Below are 21,352 nucleotides of genomic sequence, written 5' to 3'. Positions count from 1 at the left end.
GCGTATTGCAGTCCTTTAAGATTAGACCAAACGCGTACTAAACTTAATCAGCGCAATGATCGGGTTATTATTGCGCTGATTTTCTATAAAGATGCTAATGGGAAATAAAAAACAACATACAGTGATACTCAAATAGTCGAGATTTGGGATCGAATTATCAGTTCATTTCGTTACAAACCGAATACGTTTTAATTCATATCTCATTATGGTTGTTTTTATTCGGAGACGCTGGGATGCCAGAAAATAATTACATTGGAAGTGCAACAAGTCGAACAAATATCCGAACGTCAACAACGACGGTTTATGTCAACGTGCCGAAGTTACGATTTTTTATGGAACCCAGAGCATTGTCTTTAGCTCCCGCGCAATCTATTCCAGTTTCTTCGTCCACCATCGCAATACCCAAGCCAGCCCCCCTCAATTTATCCCAAAGATACCTTCGGCATTTTATCTCAGGTTATTTACTTAGATGAAAAATTAGAAAAAATTCATGAACTAAATGAAGCAAAAGGATTATACCAATGAGTGTGAATATTGAAGCGTTAGTGCAGCGTTTAGGGGATACCTATAATGAGCTTTATAACGATGGGTTGATCCCTTATAAAACCAAGCCTCAAGGGAATTCGGGGGATGATGTTGTCACGTTAGATATGAAAAAAGAGTCTGTTTTTTTATCTTTTGATAACCCGTCGAAAAGGTTAAGAGAAATCACGATAACGCTTATTCCTGATGATATGCGAAATCAGTGGAAGTTTCCGAATGAAATCCCCTTTGGGTTAGAACAAGTGATGACAGAACCGTGGTTACAAGAACACTTTGGGGTTCCTCTTGTAAGTGAACCTGAACAGACGGTTATGGGAATTAATTTTGGAAAGATTGATGTTTTTTCCATGACTCTTCCAGACCAAGATAAAAAAATAGCATTATCAATGCGTTATGGTTATAAAAAAGTAAATATTAAGAGTGTTACTTTTTTCCTTTACGAGCGTTTAGAGTCAAAAATGAAGAAAATAAAATCCTAATGCCCCAATGTGGTACTAGGGGGTCAGTTTGGATATCGAAAATTATTGTACGGCAAGCCTGTTTTTTGAACAGGCTGCCTGTAGCGGTCGGGTATACCAATGAGTGTGAATATTGAAGCGTTAGTGCAACGTTTAGGGGATACCTATGATGAACTTTATAACGATGGGTTGATCCCTTATAAAACCACTACAGTCAGTGATACCTGTTGGAGCGTGGAGAGCTATCCTTCCCTTAACCACATCACCTCTAGCGGATATATCTAATCCTCGGTGAACAACGCTATTTCTAAGCTCTCTCATGTATGTAAGGATCGTCCTCCCTTCAGCCCCTAATTTTCCAGTTATTTTCGTATGGATGTACTTCTCATCACGAGTAAAAAGATCCTGCTTATCACGCATGTCATCAATAGTGGAAAATATAGATTCTTTAAGCAGCTGTACTGGAATCGTAATTCCTTATCCTCTACAGAGGGGGTTAACTTGGAGATTTTTTCTATCGCGTTATTTGTTTTCGTTAAGTACCAGTTTATTGAGTTTATTTGGAACACAGTAACCTCATTGGTAAAAATCAATGACAGGCCTCGGATGATAATTGATAATTCTTAATTGTTGTTTAACATCAGAGTGAAAATGACAATAAATCACTATAATAAAGATGAAAATCGTAAACAATCAGGGATCATGTCGATATGAAGTTTTATGGAATTGATTATTTACAAACGCAGTCCAATATAAATGATTATTTAAAATATATTATTATTTTTGCCACGTTGTTTATTTTAATCGTGCTGTTCGTCCTGTATATGCGTCATCGCCTACAGACTAAATATCGGGATTTAACAATTATCACCTTTTTATTTTTACTCTTCATTTCGGGAGTTCAATACGCGGATTATACCGATAGCCAAAATATACACTCAAAATCATCACAAATGGTTAATTTTGTAAGGGCATTATCAAAAGAAAAAGATGTAAATATAAATTCTATCTTTTCCAACTCCGTGCAGTTATCAGATGGTGTCATCGTTAAAATCAATGATCGCTATTACCGTATTAACTTAAGCCTGGATCAACAGACTTACAGTTTAGTCGAAGTTTGGTTAACTAATCCCACAATAGCAATCATAAAAAATTGAGGAATAAAATGATTATTTACACACCTATTATTATAAAGCTGGGGTTGGGCATACTGTGTTTGATTGTCCAAATAAACCTGATGGGAAAAGGCAATCTGGCCCCCTCGTCCGCTATGGATCAGGTTCAAAACTATGTTTTAGGCGGGATTATCGGCGGTGTTATTTATAATGAATCGATCACCGTACTGCAGTTTGTACTGGTGTTAATTATCTGGACTTTGCTGGTTTTTGTTCTTAAATTTTTAAAAGAGAATAATCCCTTAATTAAACGAATTATTGATGGAAAACCTATTACCTTGGTCCATAATGGCAGCGTTAATGTTAAAGAGTGTTTAAAAAATGGGGTTTCTGCCAATGATTTGATGTTTAAATTAAGGGCAAATGGTATTTATGAAGTAGAGCAACTAAAACGCGTCGTTCTCGAACAGAATGGGCAATTGACGATTATCCAAAGTGGCGATGAAAATATACGTTATCCCATTATAGTGGATGGCTTAGCGAATCATGATTTGCTTGAAATTATTCACAAAGACATTGAGTGGTTAGAAGATAAAATCTCAGAGCAAGGTTTCAGTAAAATCAGTGAAGTCTATTTAGGTGAGTATTTATCAGGTAGGATTAATTTGTACGGATATGAGAAAAATGGTCTCAAAGTTTAAGTGCGATGTGCTACTGGTAGGGCTCTAAACTTGTTATTTTCTCAGTATCTAATGACCCGTGATAAGTCGTTTCACGCATGCTATGCCATCGGGTAAGCAAACTGTCTTGATTTCGTTGCACAGAACAGTAGCGATATCTTTGTCGTAGCAATCAAGGCAATAAAAGCCTCCCAGCATCTGTGTAAATTGTCCTAAATATCAGCGACGATCCTGCCTGCAATATTGGCGCCCGCAATTTTACGTCCAATATCAATAGCTTTTATAACACGGTGATATTGACGAACCAAAGAGGTGATCCGAAGCGCCGATATCGCCTATGCGCTGTCTACTTATTATGCAATATTACCCTGGTCAACATTCAAGACCGCCTAAACGGTTTTCTCATGACTTAATCTGCCGGTAATGGAAAAATGAACCGGAGATAGATCCCCTAGGGTTGAAGTGACCTCATAAAGTTGGGCGCTTTAATTGTAATAATGAAAGGACACAATGAAACCGAAGCATACATCTACCGCACATGATGCAGCATTTAAGGGGTTTATGACTCAAGTTGACAGCGCCAGAGATTTTTTTGAAATACATTTGCCTGAGCATATCAAATCCCTATGTGATTTCAGTACATTAGCGCTCACTAACTCTTCCTTTATTGATAAACAACTGCGCTCTCGATTGTCGGATGTGTTGTATTCGGTGCACACGACTCAAGGTGAAGGATATATTTATTTACTGGTTGAGCATCAAAGTTCCCCGGATAAACTCATGGCTTGGCGGCTGATCCATTATGCTTTCTTAGCGATGAATCAGCACCTTCAGCAGGGACATAAAATATTGCCGTTGGTTGTGCCAGTTCTGTTTTATCACGGTGGCCGTTCACCCTATCCTTTCTCTCAATTATGGACCGATTGCTTTCCCTTACCGGATATTGCTAACCACCTGTATACCCGACCTTTCCCACTAGTAGACGTCACCGTCATTGATGATAATCAGCTAGTCAATCACCGTAAAGTGGCCGTGATGGAACTGGCGATGAAACACAAGTATTTACGCGATGAATTTGAACAGGTGATCCCCTTATTGGCGCACGCGCTAAATCAACACTATAATAGTGACAACGACATCGTCACTATTCTCAATTATCTGTTCATTGCACTGGACTCCCCTAACTTTGAGCATATTGTCGAACAATTGAGTCAACAGGCAGATAAACATCAGGAGGTTATCGTGAATATTGCACAGCGCTTACAAGATAAAGGTCGCCAAGAGGGATTACAGCAAGGTATTGAGCAAGAAAGATTACGTGCACATCAACGTCAAGTAGAGTTAGCCCGTAACCTGTTAAAAAGCGGGATTAACCTTGAACTGCTTATTAAAAATACCGGATTAACCCGCGAAGAATTGATTTCTTTACCGTGATTATTTAAGGATATCCTGATGTGTATTGCACAGCGCTTACAAGATAAAGGTCGCCAAGAGGGATTACAGCAAGGTATTGCACAAGGTATTGAGCAAGAAAGATTACGTGCACGTCAATGTGAAGTAGAGTTAGCCCGTAACCTGTTAAAAAGCGGGATTAACCTTGAACTGCTTATTAAAAATACCGGATTAACCCGCGAAGAATTGGTTTCTTTACCGTGATTATTTAAGGATATCCTGATGTGTATTGCACAGCGCTTACAAGATAAAGGTCGCCAAGAGGGATTACAGCTAGGTATTAAACTAGGTATTGAATTAGGTATTGAATTAGGTATTGAATTAGGTATTGCACAAGAAAGATTACGTGCACATCAACGTCAAATAGAGTTAGCCCGTAACCTACTAAAAAGCGGGGTTAACCTTGAAATCATTATTAAAAACTTTTATTTAACCCGCGAAGAATTGGTTTCTTTACCGTGATTATTTAGCTGTGATTATTTGGGCATAATGATTTAGATGAACAATTATTATTGGAATATCTATTACACTAAAATAAATACACTAAAATAAGATGACCGCCTAGACGCTCACCTTAAATTGAACACTAATAGATAAAAAGATTTATAGGGTCGTATTTATTTAATTTTATCTGAAGGTTAGATCGGTTCACATTGAAATTTTACTATTCTAGTTTAATTTATTTAGATAAAGATAAATAAGCTAGCCATAATATAACTTGAAATATCATTGAGATAGCTTTTTATCATCGTACACTTAGGATTCAAATCTTAATAATTGCTTTTAAATAATATCTATTCTATTTATTTTGAATTTTTATTTTGTTTTGCTATTTAAAACTCAATTTTATTAGATTACTCTTTAGGCCATGTTAATCCTTCATTAATTTTTTTATACCAATATTTTCTTGAATAAACGTCATCTCGGTCAAAATGATATACGAAATTTGCTAAATTTTCATTTAAAGGAAACTCATATTTATATAAAGCAGTAGCTATTTTTTGTTGAATATTATATAACGAATCAAATATATCTTGGCAATCATTAAATTTTTTACCATTAATTTGTGAAATTAACTCTAGACATTCAGTTTCATACAGCATTAATTTTCGCCTAATCTGAGCCGTTAATTCTCGGTACTGAATTAATTCATTTTCTAACAGTGCCCATATATCCATTTTAGAGTTTCCTTATTTTGTTTTAATTGGCTGAATATGACCTATTTGCCCAGTGGTAGGATTATAAATAATTTCTAATTCGACAGCTTCATACTTATAGTACCCTGAGCCACCTTGCGGATCTGGTGTTACCTTGGGTTTATTTTTTAAGGATTTCATTGGGTTGGATGAATGGAGCTGAGCACCTTTAATCGAAAACTAATAGATAAAAAGATTTACCGCGTTAGATTAAACATAATTTCTGCAGCGTAAAAAGGCTTTTTTGACTGCAGCTCCTAACGCCTCATCTGACACACTGGAAGGCAAAATAATATTATCCTCTTCCTTCATTCCCTGCGAGCCCCATGCTTCGAGCTTTTCGTGTGACCATGGCATAATCTTTATTTCATTATTCAATAACTTAACCGTACAAGTGTGCATCTTTGTAAATAACGCTTTGCGGTTTTTATAGCCCCACATGTCCATGGCTTCAGCAATCCATAATTTATATCGCTTCTCAATCTGATCATGATTAAAAAAATCAGGATCTTTGGGGTCTACCAGGCGGCTTAAGGATAATGCATGCCGAATGGCATGACCGAACTCGGCATCTGCGACCTGTTTGGTAAAATAGATCGGGCTCACTAAATTATCGTCAATAAGTAATCCATGTCCAGATAATGTTTCTACACAATAAAATTTTTCAGTGGCATAAATGGAAGCATTGAGTCCTTGTCCAAAATTATCAATCATTGAGTTTCTCCCGCCACAACAGTGACTTTTACAGTAATATTCCTTTCCGTTGCATAGTTGATCGATTTATTAATTTCGAGCCACTGAGCTAAGCTCGTTGTTTTAGGAACCGCAATATGTAAATCTTTTATTTGGATCATATCTTTGGTTAATTTAAATTTCCCTCTTCCGCCAGTTTTAAATTCATCGATTTTATCAATATGCTGATTAATTTTTCTATTTACACTATTCGGTGACTGATAGCTCTTAGCTGAGGTATTCAGTGTTTTAACACTGATCGCTTGTCTTGTAGCTATATCATAATAATCAAATGTTTTAAATCCATAAGGTAGTCGTGCACTCTCCGGCAGTTTTAACTCTTTTCCCACAAAATCCTCAAATGGATAACCCTGTTTATAAACCCCCTCCCCCCAAGCCATGCCCGTTTTACTGCCATCACTCTCGATACGGTAGATATCTTTGATTTCAACTATCGGTGGCCCATTTTTGGGGTCCGATAATTGCCGAACTCTATCCACTGTTTTTGTAGTGATACTGGTCGCAGCTTTACCTGCGGCCAGATAACCTATGGCTTTGGTAACTAACTTTCCTGATTCCAGCCCCGCATTAAAAGCCCCATCAACTCCAGCATGTTCATAAGCTTGTTCTATTTTGTCGATACGCTGTAGCAAATCGGCTTTTTCAGCTTGATAGACAGTATCCAGAACATCGCCGCTATTAATCAGGTTTTTTATCGCTTGTAGTGTTTCGCGATAATTAACCGCGGCACCCACAATCGTCACTACGGTGTCATAAAGCTCCACGGGGACACCAGAGACAAATCCCGCCGCTAGCGCACCGTCTTGCGAACTACTCAGCAATCCCCAACGCGCATAAATTACCGCTTTTTTAACGTAATTAGTCTCAGCGTCTAGCTCTCTGTTCATCAATATTTTTTGATGGTGAGACAAGTAATTATTGCGAAAGGTAGTTTCAGCCGATTCGGCTCCGCTATAGACCCCGCCGGGTTTTCCGGTAAATACACCGCCCGCTATACCGCCAAAAGTGCGAGCAACTTGTGCTTGGAGTTCTGAAACCCGTCCCCACTCACTGGCTTTCACAATATTTTCGCCAAAAGATGCGGCTGCCAATTCCGCTGCCAAGCTACCGACCATCGCACCTTTAACATTGCCGCCCCTGATTTCGGCAGCTATACCTGCAACAGTTGCGTGGCTGAGTATTTTCCCCCCTTGCCCCAGATATTCTGCACTGTCACCAATATATTGAGCTCCATCGGCATGAAGTTGGTTGGCGATACTGTGAGTCAACGCGGTTTTAAAATTATCAATAAAATTGCCGCCGTGAATAGCGCTATGGGTGGTGGTGATAATCGCCGATTGTGCCGCAATTCGGCGGGCAACATCGTTCCATTGGCGATGGGTTAATGAAGGAATTTTGAATTGAGCGGGATCGAAGGAGGAACTGGCTAAAGAGGGATCGGCTTTCCAGCCCATATAGATATCGAGGCCATTTAATGCGCCGCCGATAATCATTTGGCTAACAAGGGATTTAACCGTGTCGCTATTGCCTAAGGCTTTGAAGGTATCAGAAAGATTGCCTTCGTTTTCAACTAACGCCACAGCAGCTTGTGACGTTAATCCGGCAAGTCCCGCACTCGCCATGCCAGAAACCACGGCGGCGGGGACGCCTGTTGTGCCGCTAGCAGCTACAGCTGATGCACTCGCCGATGCGGCTAAACCGGAGCCATAAGTCGCGGCAGCAACGGCGATAGCAATCACGGCAGAGACCACTGGGTTTAGCCGCTTGGTTTCATGATCCCAATCGTCATAGGCGTCATAAACCTGATCCCAGTGGACATTATCATTGTCTTTTAGCTGAGCTAACCATTCGCTTCCCTCGCTATTACTTAACGAGGTCAAAACATCATCTATCGACTGCCTATTATTAGCTTTAATATCCGCTGAAATGGCATGGCTCGATTCAATCGAAAGTTCACCACCGATATATAATGACGGTAATGCCCAAGTATCTGCGATATAACCGGTGTCGTTATGAGTAAGGAAAAAACCGGACGACTTGCCAATTACTTGCTCAAAATTACGATCCCTTACTGCCCTAAAATTAATGCTTCCTTGCTCGCTCGTTATCTTGGCATTATTGAGTGTCCTAATTTTTGAGGCTTCGAGCGTAATATCATCTCTCGCCCATAAGTTAATATCCTCTTCAGCGGTAAATTCTGTGACTTTATTTGTTACCTGATATTTTGTCCAATCTCGGGTACTAGAACCAAATAAATTACAAGATTTAAAGCCTAAAAAACGTTTACAACTGCGATCTTTGCCTGATTGGTTGTAAACTTCCTCTACGGCTTGTGCATAGAGAAAGCCACCTTTAGCCGCAATTTCTATCGCGCCTTTTGCCTCCATTTTTGTCGCTTGAAATAGAATACTACCTTCCGATAAAATGGTGAGATTATCCCGGCTCCATATATCTGTAACCGATTGATTATGATATTCTTTTAGCGTATTCCCATCTTGGCGCCGAAAGTGGCTTTTAAATGACTCTAAGCGTATATCCCCACCACTGGTCAATAAAATATCGCTTTGAGATCTAAGAGCACTTCCTTTCGATGTGATGCTATTATTTGCCGCGAGTATTACGCCTTTATCACCACGAACAAAGGTGTCTATATTAAGTTGGTTTATAATTCCGCTATCAATATCCGTATGCCAAGAGAAAGCTCGCGGATTTAAATCAATATTACGTCCTGCCAGCAGAGTTAAGCGCTCTTTTGAAAGAAGGTTGACACCATTAAGATTAATATCTCGACCTGAACTTAATAACAGATCTTTATTCGTATAGAAGTCAATTCGCTTTACTATATTAGTTACAGGACTATCGATAAGTTCATATAGGGATATTTTATCTTCAGAAAATAGATTAATATCACGCCCTGCGCTTATACTAATTGAATCAATACCGAAGAAAGAGACTCCCTGTAAAGTGAGGTCATTATTTGCCGCTAACGTAATATCTTTCTTATTGATAAATGATAATAAATTATCATATGAAGCGACGCTTGTTTTAGGTCTGAAATTATAATTATCTAAATTTATGTTATCGAGATAAGGATAGGGATAGGGATGAAAAAAAAGTGATTCCATGTAATCTTTATGATTACTGATGGAGATATTATTCCCAGCAGAAATACGCAGGCTATCAGCATCAGAAATAGAGAGATTATTTAATGTTATATCTTTTCCCGCGATCAACGTATTAATGCCTGAAGCGCCAATGCGGCTAAAGTATTTCCCTGAATTTTCATCATAGAGTGAAAAATGAGGGTTATCGAAAATAATACTGTTGTTTTTTGATAATAGAGATACATTTTCACCGATCAGGCTGACAATATTTCCTTGTATTAATTCAACAGCATTGAGTGTTAAATTTTTACCTGCCTGTAATAAGGGTTGATTTAATCTAATACTGGCATTCGCTATTATGGTAAGGTCATTTTCTGCTACTATATTTTGTCCACCAATAAGATTATTAACGTCTAATATAATATTATTGGCCGAAATGTTAGTCAGTGGTGTTTGCGATGTAATAATTTCATGAAAGCTGTCATTATTTGTTATCCCACCTCGATTAATATCAAAATTAAAATTATTTAGCATATTAACGACGAGGTTATTTTTAGCGGAAATATTTCCCGAATAAACCTCATCATCCATCCATAAATTATGTCTTTGATATACTCTAACTGGATACTCTCTGAGACCAAATTCTCGATATTCACCATTAAGCTGATAGTGATCAAAAAAGTGATATTGGCCGGTGGTTAAACTGGGATTATTGAATTCACCGCCTGTTATAATTAAATCATTTTCAGCACTAATATCACTTTGTGAATTATTAATAATATTCGCATTAATAAAAACATTGTTACCCCCCACAATATAGCTAGGCTGACTGGCATTTTCTAATTTAAACGTCCCTTTTTGCACATGGAAGTGCATATTTTGTTTATCTAAATCATAAGGTATTTGGGTGACACCAAACCATTTACGCGGAATTTTACTGGCATCATCATCGGCAGAAAGCCCTAATTCAACAAAAGCAATATTAAGCCATCGGGGATTATTAGCTGACATTAATCCCCAGTCATTAATCAATAACATTCCTTCTTCAGGCAATATTTTTTGTTCAATTAAAGTTAATGGATTTTTATTCTCTAATTGCTTAGTACGAATAATTAAATCGCCTTTCTCGGTTTTTAGTGTTGCCGCTCTATTTTCAACTAAATGACTTAAATCTCCTTGTGCATTTTTTTGTATCCATAAATTATCATTTGCTTGAATAAGTGCTTTATCGCCACTATTTATCAGTTGATTACTGAATAATCGTATATTTCTTTGAGCGATAATTTGACCATAATTATTGAGATTATCTGAGGCTAAAGTAATATCTTTTTCTGCATACAGTCGTTTATTCCTAGTAACGTCAATATCTTTACTACTGATATTTAAATCAGTCGTAGATTGAATATTGCCATTAAAAGTTATTTTACCGTCAACGGTGATCGTAATATCTTTTTGATTACTGTGGATATTAGCTAAATTAACCCCAACACCCGCTTCGCTGCTGACTAGCCGAATTTGATTAGCATACATCCCCCCCAAGTTTTTGGTATCAATAGCGATGGCGGGTTTTCTATAATTAGCCGGTATTTGTGTACTTGGTATTTGCGTAATAGTTCCGTTTTGAAAATCAACTTTATTAACTCCCTGTATTAAAGAGAGCTGTTGTGCTTTTATTTTTCCATTCAATTCAGTTGCACGGCTAATAATTTCTGTATAATCCGTAGATAGAGCATCCATTCCACCGCGACCAACAATCACTCTTCCGCGCTTAACATCAAGCGCGGTTAATGCCCCTTGAGGATCGAAAATAGGTTTTCCGGTGGTTAAAGTAACAACGTGTGAATTAATAAAACTACAGCCATCACAAGTGATCCCATTCGGATTAGCAATAAATACCGCTGCTTTTTTTCCAGCGACTTCTAATTTTCCATTTAAATAAGAGAACTGATTACTGGTCACTTCATTAATGATTAAATCAGCCGCTTGACCTCTTAACTGACTGTTCGCATTAATTAGTCCAGCTAACTGAGAAGTCACCTTATTGGTGGCATTATTGAGGATCATTCCTTGATTATTGATATTAAACTGTCGATATTTATTATGCGAAATTCCCGCATTATTGGGCGTAGCAATATTAATAATAGGAATATTATTTTGTTGGGTTAATTGCGTGGATTTATTTATTATTAAAGCACTCCCCCAGGCAGGATGGAGAGGATAAAATGCGGTTAATAAGATCAACCCATAGCCCAAAATACATTTTGTTGCTGAAGGTAATTTATGTGACATAATTAACACTCCTTGTTAAATAGGTTACAAAGATAAAGAAACAGACCAATATAAAGACCAATGATCTGGTTGGTAATTTTTAGGATAATAAAAGGGAATGCTAGCAATAAGCTGTGAATTAATGCCGGATTTATGGTTAAAATTAATACCTATTGCACCGCCTGAGATAAATTCGTCTCCCTTGGCCTGATAACCTAAATCCCAAGCACCGACTAAAGTGAGGGCGCCAATAATAGGTTTTGGCAACAAGTAATTAATATCATTACGCCAATAAAACCCCTGATTTCCAGATAACATCTGGGCCTTGAAACCCCGTACAGAATATTGACCACCAAGATGTATTTGTTCGACGCTATATAAATTATCTCGTGTTATTTGCCCATGAAATGAGGTAAGAAAAGATAATTTCGGCGAGAAAAAATATTGATAACTGCTGTTTAAACTTAATTTATTAAAGTGGCTACATGGGTAGTCGTCTACGTTTATATTTGGTGATGCACCAAACGCATTAATTCCCTGTTTAAATGTGGGACTAAAAGTAAAATATCCGTGGCTTAATACTGTATTATATTGAGCAGTGAAAATTATTGATGTTAGTATTGGGCTACTAATATCGATTAACTGCTCCATAAATTTAATTCTTACTCTCTTATTTTCTAATCCGCCATGTACTAATACTCTTTGTTTAGCATCTCGATAAATTAAACGGCTAATTTCAACGTATTGATTACTATTTTTCACTTCATAATCAAAGGATTGATAATCAACTTTATCAGTCTGAAATGAGCGACTATTAAATAAATGATAACGATAATTCCAATTTCCATATGGAACATTAAGGCCCAATATATAATGGTGATTAAAATGTGTTGTACTAAAGTCAGTATCGCTATTTCCACTGACCGACCACTGCTCACCCAACCCCAATAGAGAATCAAATATTAATCCTGCGTTTAGCTGTTTTTCACCGTTAGATTTTGAGCCTGAATTATCTAATTGTAATTGCGAGGCCAGTGGGATTTTCTTTCCTTTACGGTAAATGAATAAATGAGATAAACCTGTTTTTGAGCCCGCTTGAATATCTATTGAATAATGATAGCTATTTAGTCTATTTAACTGCTCTAATCCTTGCTCTATATCTCGTAAATTTAATATTTCCCCTATTAAATTAGGGTAAATCATATTCACAGTTCTTGTTGGTGAATTCTGAATTTCAATTGATTCAATTATTCCTTCAATAATTAATATTGTTAGTATTTTCAGTGTGAGATCTTGTTCAGGAAGGCTAACTTGTACCGTAATATATCCTTTTTTTATATAATAATTTTGTATTAATTGTGCAATGCTTTGGATATTATTTATTGTTAAACATTTACCGAGATAATTTTCTATTAACTTATTTTTTTGTTTATCTAAAAATACTGTCATGCCTATTAAATTAATTGACTCTATAGTAAAACAGCGATTTTCATCATCGGATATTAATATTGGCTTATCTGAGGCAATACGAGGCTTCTGTTTTAAATTTTGCCGCTGTCGCTGCGCTGACTCTAGCCATTGTTTTTGTTCAAATTGAATAAGATCTTGATTTGAGATGTTTTTATTTTCAATACTATAGCTAGATGGGCTAGCTATTAATAAAAACAGAACGATGACTATAGAATAAATTGTATTTTCAATAATTAAATTCCTTATTATTAAAGGGTCCATATTTAATATTTACAATAAACTAATACAAACAATAACAGGGTTCTTAGTTTAGTAAATAGATAAAAATACAAAAGCACACTAAATATAATAATCTATTATTAATTTACCACACATACCTATTTAATAACTGGTTGTTTTATTTAATTTAATTATCACATGAAAAAAAACAGTATATTTAAATAAATATACTGAGTAAGAAAATAAATTAGTTATAGTCATCGTTTATTATTGGAATAAATTATTTTACTAAAATTAATGATTTATTTATTATTGTTTTTATCAGATTATTTATTTAAATTTCCCTTTTTAGTCTGTATATATATTATTAACTACAGATTAAATATCAGGATTTAATGATTGTGACTTTTTTATTTTTATTTTTTATTGCGGGGATTTGGTGTGCGGATGATATCAATAGCCCAAATAGACACTCAAAATTATCATAAACAGTTAATTTATCGCTCTGAATGACCAAGAATGAATCTGAAGTTTCAGCTGCAACCTACATAACTTTGAGAAACTTAACTATTTTTTAAGCTTAATTTCGTTACATGACATTGAAAGGGTTATGATAATGACCAAGTTAACGCATATTTCATATATATCCTTAGATACCATCCCTTTAAGCCCCTTCTCTGGGGCTCTTTTTTTAGTAACTGAAAGCGAAAAGCATATTTATTGAATTATAAGGCTAGGTTGTCCTAAATATCCGTAAGGATCCAGCTTTCAATATAGGCACCCATGGTTTTAGGTTCAATATTAATGGCTTTTACAGTACGGTAATATTAATGAATCAAAGAGGCGATTCGAATCACCGATATCTGCTAGCGGTGTCTAATTATAGTGCAACATTACACTGGTCAACCTTCAATACCGCCTAAAACATACTGTCAATCTTGGGTCATTTTCGTTACTCAGGTGGCTTATATTCTAAGTAAAGTAATTATTAGCCTACCAACCACACACATTATTCTCGTCATCATCATCATAACCTCGAATAATATTAATAAGATCTTTAATTGTATCTGCAACCGTTTCTTTATCCGCCAATGCCGCTAAGCTTTCAAAATCTCTATCAACAGAAACCCCATTGTTATTGTTAGTCATTGATAACGCGTAACCTGCTTCACACGAGATATCGTCATCAGTTTCCCCTAAACAATCGACTAATGTGGTCACGGCATCAAAGCTGACTGATGGAACATAAAGTGCCATCGGTTTTAAATATAGTTTTTGGACAACAGCCCCAGTTTTTCGGCTTAAAAGTGCTAATGTATAGCCTCTATTTTCGTTAGTAGTCGCCATGTAGTCACCTTATTCTTCCAGTAGTACTTGTGGATCAACAAAAAAATCCACATTAAACACAACTTCATCAGATACAGCTTCAATTAAGTGCCAGGTTTCGGGAGGAAATACGGCAAAATGACCGGCTTCAATAATTAATGTTTCTACCGGTTCGGGACTGAATTGATCATCAAAACTGTAATAACGGATCGCTCCAAACATTACAGATAAACGTGGGTATACTCCTTGACGTGTCCCGGTGTCTAAGTGGCGTTGCCAAATGGCGGGAGGGGCAGTTTCTCGGGTCCAAAAAGGAGTACTGCGTGTATGTATATAATGTGATGGAATAGCGATCCGCTCCATTAATTAATCCTTATGTGTATTAACCACTTGCTCAAAACCTTTACCCGTTAGTTTGGCTTCAGGCTCCGCAAAAAAGTCAATATTAAAATAGGTATCCTCAGTTAAAAGTTCAATACGGTGCCATTTTTGTGGCGGACTAATTCCAAAACTTCCCGCCTTAATGATTAGCTCTAAATCAGGAGTTTTACTTTCAGCATCAGGAAAACCAAAATATTTAACAGCACCACGCATAACAGATAGCCGGCCATAAACACCAGCCTTAGTATTATGGTGTTCTAAAAGAGCGGGAGGAACACTTGATTTATCAAAAAATTGTGTCGCACGTGTATGAACATAATTTGCAGGAATAACTAGTTTCATATTATTACCTCGTAACAGAGATGTAGGCTTAGATATTTATCTTTTAATTCATAGCCGCTTAATAGCCGCAGCTGATGTGTGTAAAACCTAATTTCGCTCTGGATAAGAAAATAATCTTGTTTTAGCAGTAAAAGAACAGTTTATTAAAATACTCAATGAATATTTTTTACTTTATTCCGTATTCTACTAAATTTTTATCCAGAGTATTCTGCAATAAAATATCGTGACTAAATCTATTGAGAACGCTTACGCCCATAATGCGGCGTAAGCATTTCAATAAAATAAGGCGCTAAATCTGTAGTTCCCGTAATAATCCAAAGGCTAATTTAGTATGATCTTCACTGACAATGAATGCGCGTAGCTGCTGCGCTTCATCAAAACCTTTTGCAACTATACCTAGTGGATCAGTCGTAATACGCCAATGTAAGTCTGTTCGCTGAGTTTGCCCTGCGAGTTGGTACGGCAATTCTGGCGTTTTAACTTTAACCAATATGCCTGGAAGCGTGAGATTTTCACTGCCGCCGAGTAAATTTTTAGCTAATGTTATGGCTCCAAATTGAATCGGCTGTAAGAACGGCTGTACTTTACCTTCAATTTCAGCACAGTCTCCCAAGGTATAAATGTTAGCATCTGAGGTCTGCAATTGGCGATTAGCCAGAATTCCACGATTAACCTCTAATCCTGCATTTTTAGCCAGTTCAATATTTGGGCGAAGCCCAATCGCCGCGACAACGGCATCAACCTCAATATTGCGACCATTACTTAAAATTGCGTTAATCCCTTGAGGCGTTTTACTCAGGGACTCTAAACGTTGGTTGAACAGTAGTTCCACCCCCATTTGAATCAAACAATGTTGAAGCCGACTACTAACCTCCACAGGCATCAACGAGCTCAGTAGACTGGCCGAATTATCAATCACAATGACCTGTTTTCCAGCTCGGCAAAAGTCCATTGCTAACTCGGTACCAATCAGCCCGCCCCCTAAAATCATGATCCGTCGAGCACCATATAATTGAGGTTCATTGGCTTGGTATTCTTGCTGACTATTGAGCGTCAGCATAAGCTCTTTCCCGGGTATTGGCGGTAGCACAGCACGTGCTCCCATAGCAAGCACCAGTTTGTCGTATGGCCATGATTGATGCTCACACTTAACTAAACGCTCACTGGGATTAATTTCAGTAACTTGGCTATTCGCATGTAAAATTAAACTAAATTGCTCAGAAAACTCTCCAGCGGTTTGACGGGTGAGATCACTCGCACGCTGTTTTAAGCTGATCACATGACTAAGATCAGGTTTATTATATTCATCTATACTGTCAGCAGCGATTAGGCGTATCGGGATCTGCTCATCATGCTTACGGATATTTTTTACCAGTTGTCGGGCAGCAAAACCAGAACCAATAATCACAATACCATGACTCATTTTGCCTCCGTATATACGTCAAAAACATCTTTACCTAGTGAACATTCAGGGCACAGGAAATTATCAGGCACTTCACTCCAAGGGGTGTTAGGCTCTACACCTTGCATCGGTTCACCAAGTTTTGGATCATAAATCCATTGGCAAACACTGCATTGCATTCGAGGCCCAAGATCAACATCACTATTGGCTTTTTGAGCGGTATCTTCTGCGGCTACTTTATCATTTGCTGTTGGTATTGGGGTCAGTGCCCACTGACGCGCAATTTCACGACCATGCTCACGACAAAGATCCCGTGCTGCACTATCTGGGCGCCATTTAACTTTTAAGCTAAGTGACATTTCTAAACCTGCATCTTGTAAGCGGGTAGATAGGCGGTCTACAGCCCCCCCACTCCAGCCATGTGAACCAAAGGCACTGCCGCGTTTATTACGGAAACGCAGACCGGTGATCTCTTCGACGAGACCGGCAATTTTAGGCATCATGACGTTATTCATGGTCGAAGTCCCAGCTAAAATACCTTTTGAACGGAAGATATTGGTCAGAACTTCATTTTTATCACTGCGGGCAATATTAAAGATTTTTACTGCAACACGAGGATCAACTTCAGTGATCCCTTGAGCAATAGCATCAGCCATCATTCGTGTATTATTGGACATAGTATCGTAGAAGATAGTGATACGATCTTCTTGGTAATCTGCAGCCCATTTTAAATATAATTCAACAATTTGAGTGGGATTATCACGCCATACCACCCCATGAGAAGTCGCAATCATATCAACAGGCAAGTTAAAACCTAAAATCTCATTTATTTTTGGCGTCACCAGACGGCTAAATGGGGTTAAAATATTGGCATAGTAACGTTGGCACTGTTCGAACAGCTCAGTTTGATCGACTTCATCATTAAACAGATGCTCATCGCAGTAGTGTTGACCAAAAGCATCATTACTAAACAATACCGCATCGCCAGTAAGGTAAGTCATCATGCTGTCAGGCCAATGCAGCATCGGTGTTTCTACAAAAATTAATTTTTTATCATTACCGATATCAAGACTATCGCCTGTTTTAACAATATGAAAATCCCATTCTGGATGATGATGGTGACCATTAATAGAGTCTACTCCATTAGCGGTGCAGTAAATGGGGGTATTCGGAATATGTGTCATCAGTTCAGAAAGTGCACCTGCATGGTCTTCTTCCGCATGGTTGATGATAATATAGTCAATAGCCTTCAGATCAACTTCACGGCTTAAATTTTGAACAAATTCACGACTGAATTTATGATCGACAGTATCGATCAGTACGGTTTTCTCTTCCTGAATTAGATAACTGTTATAGCTACTGCCACGCAATGTTTTGTATTCAGTACCGTGGAAATCACGGACTTCCCAGTCACGCTGACCAACCCATTGAATATTATTCTTAACTAAAATAGCCATTTGTCATTACCTTAAATAGAGTTAAAAAAAACGGTGCGCCTACTCTTATAAGGCAAATCACATGCCAACTTTTTAAGTGCATGATTAATATAATATTACGTTAAACAATCGATATTTAGATTGTCATTATGACAAATATAAAATAAGTCTTTTTGACAATCATCTTGTCTTTTTGACAGCGCCGCGTTAGCTTATTTCAATCACTTTATGGAGCCCCTTATGAGCCTATCAATGACTTCGCTTGCTCAGATTGCCATTGAGCTACAACGCGGTATTTCTCATCAAGATAGATTTTCTCGTTTAATCCGTACGCTGCGTCAATTGCTAGGTGGCGATGCTACGGCATTACTGCGCTATGAAGCACAGCGATTTCGTCCTTTGGCTATCGATGGCTTAGCACAAGATGTACTCGGGCGGCGTTTTGATTTAAAAGCACATCCTCGCCTAGAGGCCATTGCACGAGCAGGAGACGTGGTTCGTTTTCCGGCCGATAGCCAATTACCGGATCCTTACGATGGCTTGATCCCCGATCATACTGAATTAAAAGTTCATGCATGCCTTGGGCTACCACTCTTTGCCGATCAAAATCTTATCGGTGCATTGACCGTTGATGGAATGGATCCTGCGCAGTTTGACCATTTTAGTGATGAAGAACTACGTTTAATCAGTGTATTAGTGTCAGGGGCTCTAAATAATGCGCTATTAATGGAACAGCTGGAAAATCAAACCTCTACCGTTCCCACTCTTTCTATCGTTCCTAAAACGGGAAACACGGATATGGTAGGGTTATCGGCAGGGATAATTCAGCTGAAAAAAGAGATTGATATCGTGGCAAGCTCTGACCTGAATGTCTTAATTACTGGTGAAACTGGGGTAGGTAAAGAGCTAGTCGCACGCGCAATACACAATAAATCAGCACGTGCCTCTCGACCATTAGTCTATTTAAACTGCGCCGCTTTACCGGAAAGCGTGGCTGAAAGTGAGTTATTTGGTCATGTCAAAGGCGCATTTACCGGTGCTATCCATCATCGAACCGGTAAATTTGAAATGGCTGATAATGGTACACTCTTTTTGGATGAAATAGGCGAATTGCCATTAACCCTACAAGCTAAATTATTGCGTGTTTTACAATACGGTGATATCCAACGTGTGGGGGATGATAGTAGTCATCGCGTCAATGTACGGGTACTGGCAGCAACTAATCGTGATCTGAAACAGCAGGTTATGGCCGGTGAATTTCGGGCAGATCTCTTCCATCGCTTGAGTGTATTTCCACTGCACGTTCCCCCTCTGCGGGAGCGAGATGACGATATCACACTTTTGGCCGGATTCTTCTGCGAGCAAAGCCGAGTAAAAATGGGGTTAAAACAAGTCGCACTCAGCGATGCCGCACGTGAGTTATTGCTGCATTATAACTGGCCAGGTAATATTCGAGAATTAGAACATGCACTATATCGTGCTATTGTACTCGCGCGTTCTGGCCATCCAGAAGGTGAGATTTGGCTACAGCCACAACATTTTCAATTGGCAGATGCTGATATTAGGCCTGTCAACTTAGCAAGTACATCGGTACCAGTTGTCAATAATTTGCGTATCGCTACCGATGAATATCAGCGCCAGATTATTCGCACCACGCTGCGTGCCAATGACGGAAATTGGGCGGCAAGTGCAAGGCAATTACAATTGGATGTTGGCAATTTACACCGTTTGGCTAAACGGCTGGGGATAAAGTGATAATCAGAATGCAAAATAATACAACGCGTCAAATGAAGCATGATATCAAGGTCTATCTTGTAAACGCATTTACTCAGAATAATTCTGGCGGTAATCCTGCTGGTGTGGTGCTTTTTCCGCCCAATTTAAGCACCAAAGAAAAAATATTTATCGCACGAGAGGTAGGATTTTCCGAAACTGCATTTGTCTATAGTGGCGAAGATACTGATTTTAAAGTTGATTTTTTTACCTCGGAAGGAGAGGTCGATTTTTGTGGACATGCAACTTTAGCGGTTTTTTTTACTTTATTGTCACTTAATCTAGTTGTTCCGGGTCAGTATAAGCAAAAAACTAAAGCGGGAATTTTGAATGTCATTGTCAGCCCCGACGATATAGTCATGGAACAAGCCTTACCCCTTCGGCGAATAGGGCCGGCTATCGAAGATATTGCGGCTGCTCTTGGAATTCATCACCAAGTAATTGCGAGTACGGGCCTTCCGATCGAGATTATTTCCACCGGATTATCCGATATTATTGTTCCAGTTCCACCCGGTATATTAGATACGTTGCAACCCGATCATACAGCAATCGCCGATCTGAGCCGTAAATTTGACGCTATCGGTTTCCATGTTTTTGAACTGAGCAATCATGCTGACATCACGGCTCATTGCCGTAATTTCGCCCCTCTGTACGGAATAAATGAAGAATCTGCAACCGGTAGTGCCAGTGGCGCTTTAGGGTGCTATCTGGTGAACCATATTTCATCCAGTGGAAGCCACTTCGTATTAGAACAAGGTCGAGCTATGGGATGTTCATCAACTATTCAAGTGATGATTGAGGAACACGCAAAAGTTATTAATCAAGTTAGCGTTGGTGGGCAAGCAACTTTAATTGGTACAAAATTAATTAACTATTAACTGTGTAAAATTCAGCATAAATATTCCCGAAAGCCAGAAAAACATCACGGGTAAATTAGGTTTAACTATTTGAGTATAAAATAATTTATTACTGTGTTGTTATTTGTTACACGAGTACCCGTTATCATCGTGGGGGAATAATACTCACCTCGCCCCCTTTAATTCCTTCACCTTATCCACCCCGTGCTGGATTAAAAAGCAAGCATTGAGAATTGTAATTTTCATCGCTGATAACAGACTAGCTGGCGTTCCACTTTCAGTTCTACAAGAAATGGGCGGCTGGGGATCGGTTGATATGGTGAGAAGATATGAGCACCTAACGTCTAATCATCTATGTAAACACGTACGACATATTGACGTCATTTTTAATGATAACGATATAGGTAGGGAATTAGGCGGAATTAAAACAGGTATAACTCATTGTTTTTAATGGTACGCCCTGCAGGATTCGAACCTGCGACCTACGGCTTAGAAGGCCGTTGCTCTATCCAACTGAGCTAAGGGCGCCTTGAGGATGGCTTCAGCCTATCTGGCTGATAGCGTTGGATTATACGGT

At 38.3% G+C, this 21,352-nt stretch carries 18 protein-coding genes, 1 tRNA gene and 2 pseudogenes; 11 read left to right on the top strand and 10 right to left on the bottom strand.

From position 1 onward, the window contains the following. Positions 1-117: 117 nt before the first annotated feature. The 8 genes and pseudogenes from M992_RS15595 to M992_RS06310 all read left to right on the top strand — a co-directional run. Positions 118-192 (top strand): annotated as a pseudogene (locus tag M992_RS15595) (T6SS immunity protein Tli4 family protein); the annotation flags it as partial. 329 nt (positions 193-521) lie between these two features. Beyond that, positions 522-1,022 carry a DUF6392 family protein gene (locus M992_RS06340; protein WP_053907802.1) on the top strand — a complete coding sequence of 167 codons (501 nt, stop codon included), beginning with the start codon at positions 522-524 and terminating at the stop codon, positions 1,020-1,022. Between the two features lie 99 nt (positions 1,023-1,121). Next, entirely contained in the window at positions 1,122-1,286 is a 165-nt protein-coding gene (locus M992_RS15055) for a DUF6392 family protein (protein ID WP_156317256.1), read from the top strand. A 425-nt stretch (positions 1,287-1,711) separates the two neighbouring features. Beyond that, on the top strand, positions 1,712-2,158 hold the full coding sequence (locus M992_RS06330) for a DUF3290 domain-containing protein (RefSeq protein ID WP_053907800.1): 447 nt from the start codon (positions 1,712-1,714) through the stop codon (positions 2,156-2,158). Between the two features lie 8 nt (positions 2,159-2,166). Continuing rightward, complete coding sequence (locus tag M992_RS06325) at positions 2,167-2,817, top strand: DUF421 domain-containing protein (protein ID WP_053907799.1); 651 nt, start codon at positions 2,167-2,169, stop codon at positions 2,815-2,817. 489 nt (positions 2,818-3,306) lie between these two features. Continuing rightward, positions 3,307-4,230 (top strand): Rpn family recombination-promoting nuclease/putative transposase, encoded by a 924-nt coding sequence (locus M992_RS06320; protein ID WP_053907798.1) that lies wholly within the window; start codon positions 3,307-3,309, stop codon positions 4,228-4,230. 18 nt (positions 4,231-4,248) lie between these two features. Then, positions 4,249-4,452: an RpnC/YadD family protein gene (locus M992_RS06315; protein WP_053907797.1), complete on the top strand. Its 204-nt coding sequence runs from the start codon at positions 4,249-4,251 to the stop codon at positions 4,450-4,452. Positions 4,453-4,470: 18 nt separating this feature from the next. Beyond that, complete coding sequence (locus tag M992_RS06310; RefSeq protein ID WP_053907796.1) at positions 4,471-4,710, top strand: RpnC/YadD family protein; 240 nt, start codon at positions 4,471-4,473, stop codon at positions 4,708-4,710. A 392-nt stretch (positions 4,711-5,102) separates the two neighbouring features. Here M992_RS06310 and M992_RS06305 read toward each other — a convergent pair whose 3' ends face one another. The 9 genes from M992_RS06305 to norV all read right to left on the bottom strand — a co-directional run bounded on the left by M992_RS06305 (position 5,103) and on the right by norV (position 18,166). After that, the gene (locus M992_RS06305; protein ID WP_053907795.1) at positions 5,103-5,426 is read right to left on the bottom strand and encodes a hypothetical protein; all 324 of its coding nucleotides are present in this window, start codon (positions 5,424-5,426) and stop codon (positions 5,103-5,105) included. A gap of 228 nt (positions 5,427-5,654) precedes the next feature. Further along, the gene (locus tag M992_RS06300; protein ID WP_053907794.1) at positions 5,655-6,158 is read right to left on the bottom strand and encodes a contact-dependent growth inhibition system immunity protein; all 504 of its coding nucleotides are present in this window, start codon (positions 6,156-6,158) and stop codon (positions 5,655-5,657) included. Beyond that, the gene (locus M992_RS06295) at positions 6,155-11,590 is read right to left on the bottom strand and encodes a two-partner secretion domain-containing protein (protein ID WP_053907793.1); all 5,436 of its coding nucleotides are present in this window, start codon (positions 11,588-11,590) and stop codon (positions 6,155-6,157) included. The genes M992_RS06300 and M992_RS06295 overlap by 4 nt, the downstream gene beginning before the upstream one ends. A 24-nt stretch (positions 11,591-11,614) precedes the next feature. Next, a complete protein-coding gene (locus tag M992_RS06290) occupies positions 11,615-13,300 on the bottom strand; it encodes a ShlB/FhaC/HecB family hemolysin secretion/activation protein (protein ID WP_053907792.1) in 1,686 nt (561 codons plus the stop codon). Between the two features lie 951 nt (positions 13,301-14,251). Beyond that, positions 14,252-14,605: a DUF1869 domain-containing protein gene (locus M992_RS06285; protein WP_053907791.1), complete on the bottom strand. Its 354-nt coding sequence runs from the start codon at positions 14,603-14,605 to the stop codon at positions 14,252-14,254. Positions 14,606-14,614: 9 nt separating this feature from the next. Further along, positions 14,615-14,947: a TehB family protein gene (locus tag M992_RS06280; protein ID WP_053907790.1), complete on the bottom strand. Its 333-nt coding sequence runs from the start codon at positions 14,945-14,947 to the stop codon at positions 14,615-14,617. Between the two features lie 3 nt (positions 14,948-14,950). Then, the gene (locus tag M992_RS06275; RefSeq protein WP_053907789.1) at positions 14,951-15,307 is read right to left on the bottom strand and encodes a TehB family protein; all 357 of its coding nucleotides are present in this window, start codon (positions 15,305-15,307) and stop codon (positions 14,951-14,953) included. 289 nt (positions 15,308-15,596) lie between these two features. Further along, the gene (norW, locus tag M992_RS06270) at positions 15,597-16,730 is read right to left on the bottom strand and encodes an NADH:flavorubredoxin reductase NorW (RefSeq protein ID WP_053907788.1); all 1,134 of its coding nucleotides are present in this window, start codon (positions 16,728-16,730) and stop codon (positions 15,597-15,599) included. Further along, positions 16,727-18,166: an anaerobic nitric oxide reductase flavorubredoxin gene (norV, locus tag M992_RS06265; RefSeq protein WP_053907787.1), complete on the bottom strand. Its 1,440-nt coding sequence runs from the start codon at positions 18,164-18,166 to the stop codon at positions 16,727-16,729. Before norV ends, norW begins: the two co-directional genes overlap by 4 nt. A gap of 219 nt (positions 18,167-18,385) precedes the next feature. Between norV and norR the strand changes: the two genes are divergently transcribed. The 3 genes and pseudogenes from norR to M992_RS15425 form a co-directional block, all read left to right on the top strand. Continuing rightward, positions 18,386-19,900, top strand: a complete 1,515-nt coding sequence (norR, locus tag M992_RS06260) for a nitric oxide reductase transcriptional regulator NorR (RefSeq protein ID WP_053907786.1) — start codon at positions 18,386-18,388, stop codon at positions 19,898-19,900. 8 nt (positions 19,901-19,908) lie between these two features. Then, positions 19,909-20,796: a PhzF family phenazine biosynthesis protein gene (locus M992_RS06255; RefSeq protein ID WP_053907785.1), complete on the top strand. Its 888-nt coding sequence runs from the start codon at positions 19,909-19,911 to the stop codon at positions 20,794-20,796. 241 nt (positions 20,797-21,037) lie between these two features. Beyond that, a pseudogene (locus M992_RS15425) lies at positions 21,038-21,226 on the top strand (integrase); the annotation flags it as partial. Here the strand turns inward: M992_RS15425 and M992_RS06250 are convergent. Further along, positions 21,227-21,303: transfer RNA gene (locus M992_RS06250), tRNA-Arg, on the bottom strand. Positions 21,304-21,352: the final 49 nt, after the last annotated feature.

The sequence above is a fragment of the Moellerella wisconsensis ATCC 35017 genome (assembly GCF_001294465.1).
GTDB classification, from domain to species: domain Bacteria; phylum Pseudomonadota; class Gammaproteobacteria; order Enterobacterales; family Enterobacteriaceae; genus Moellerella; species Moellerella wisconsensis.
This window is presented reverse-complemented; position numbering and strand designations above follow the sequence as displayed.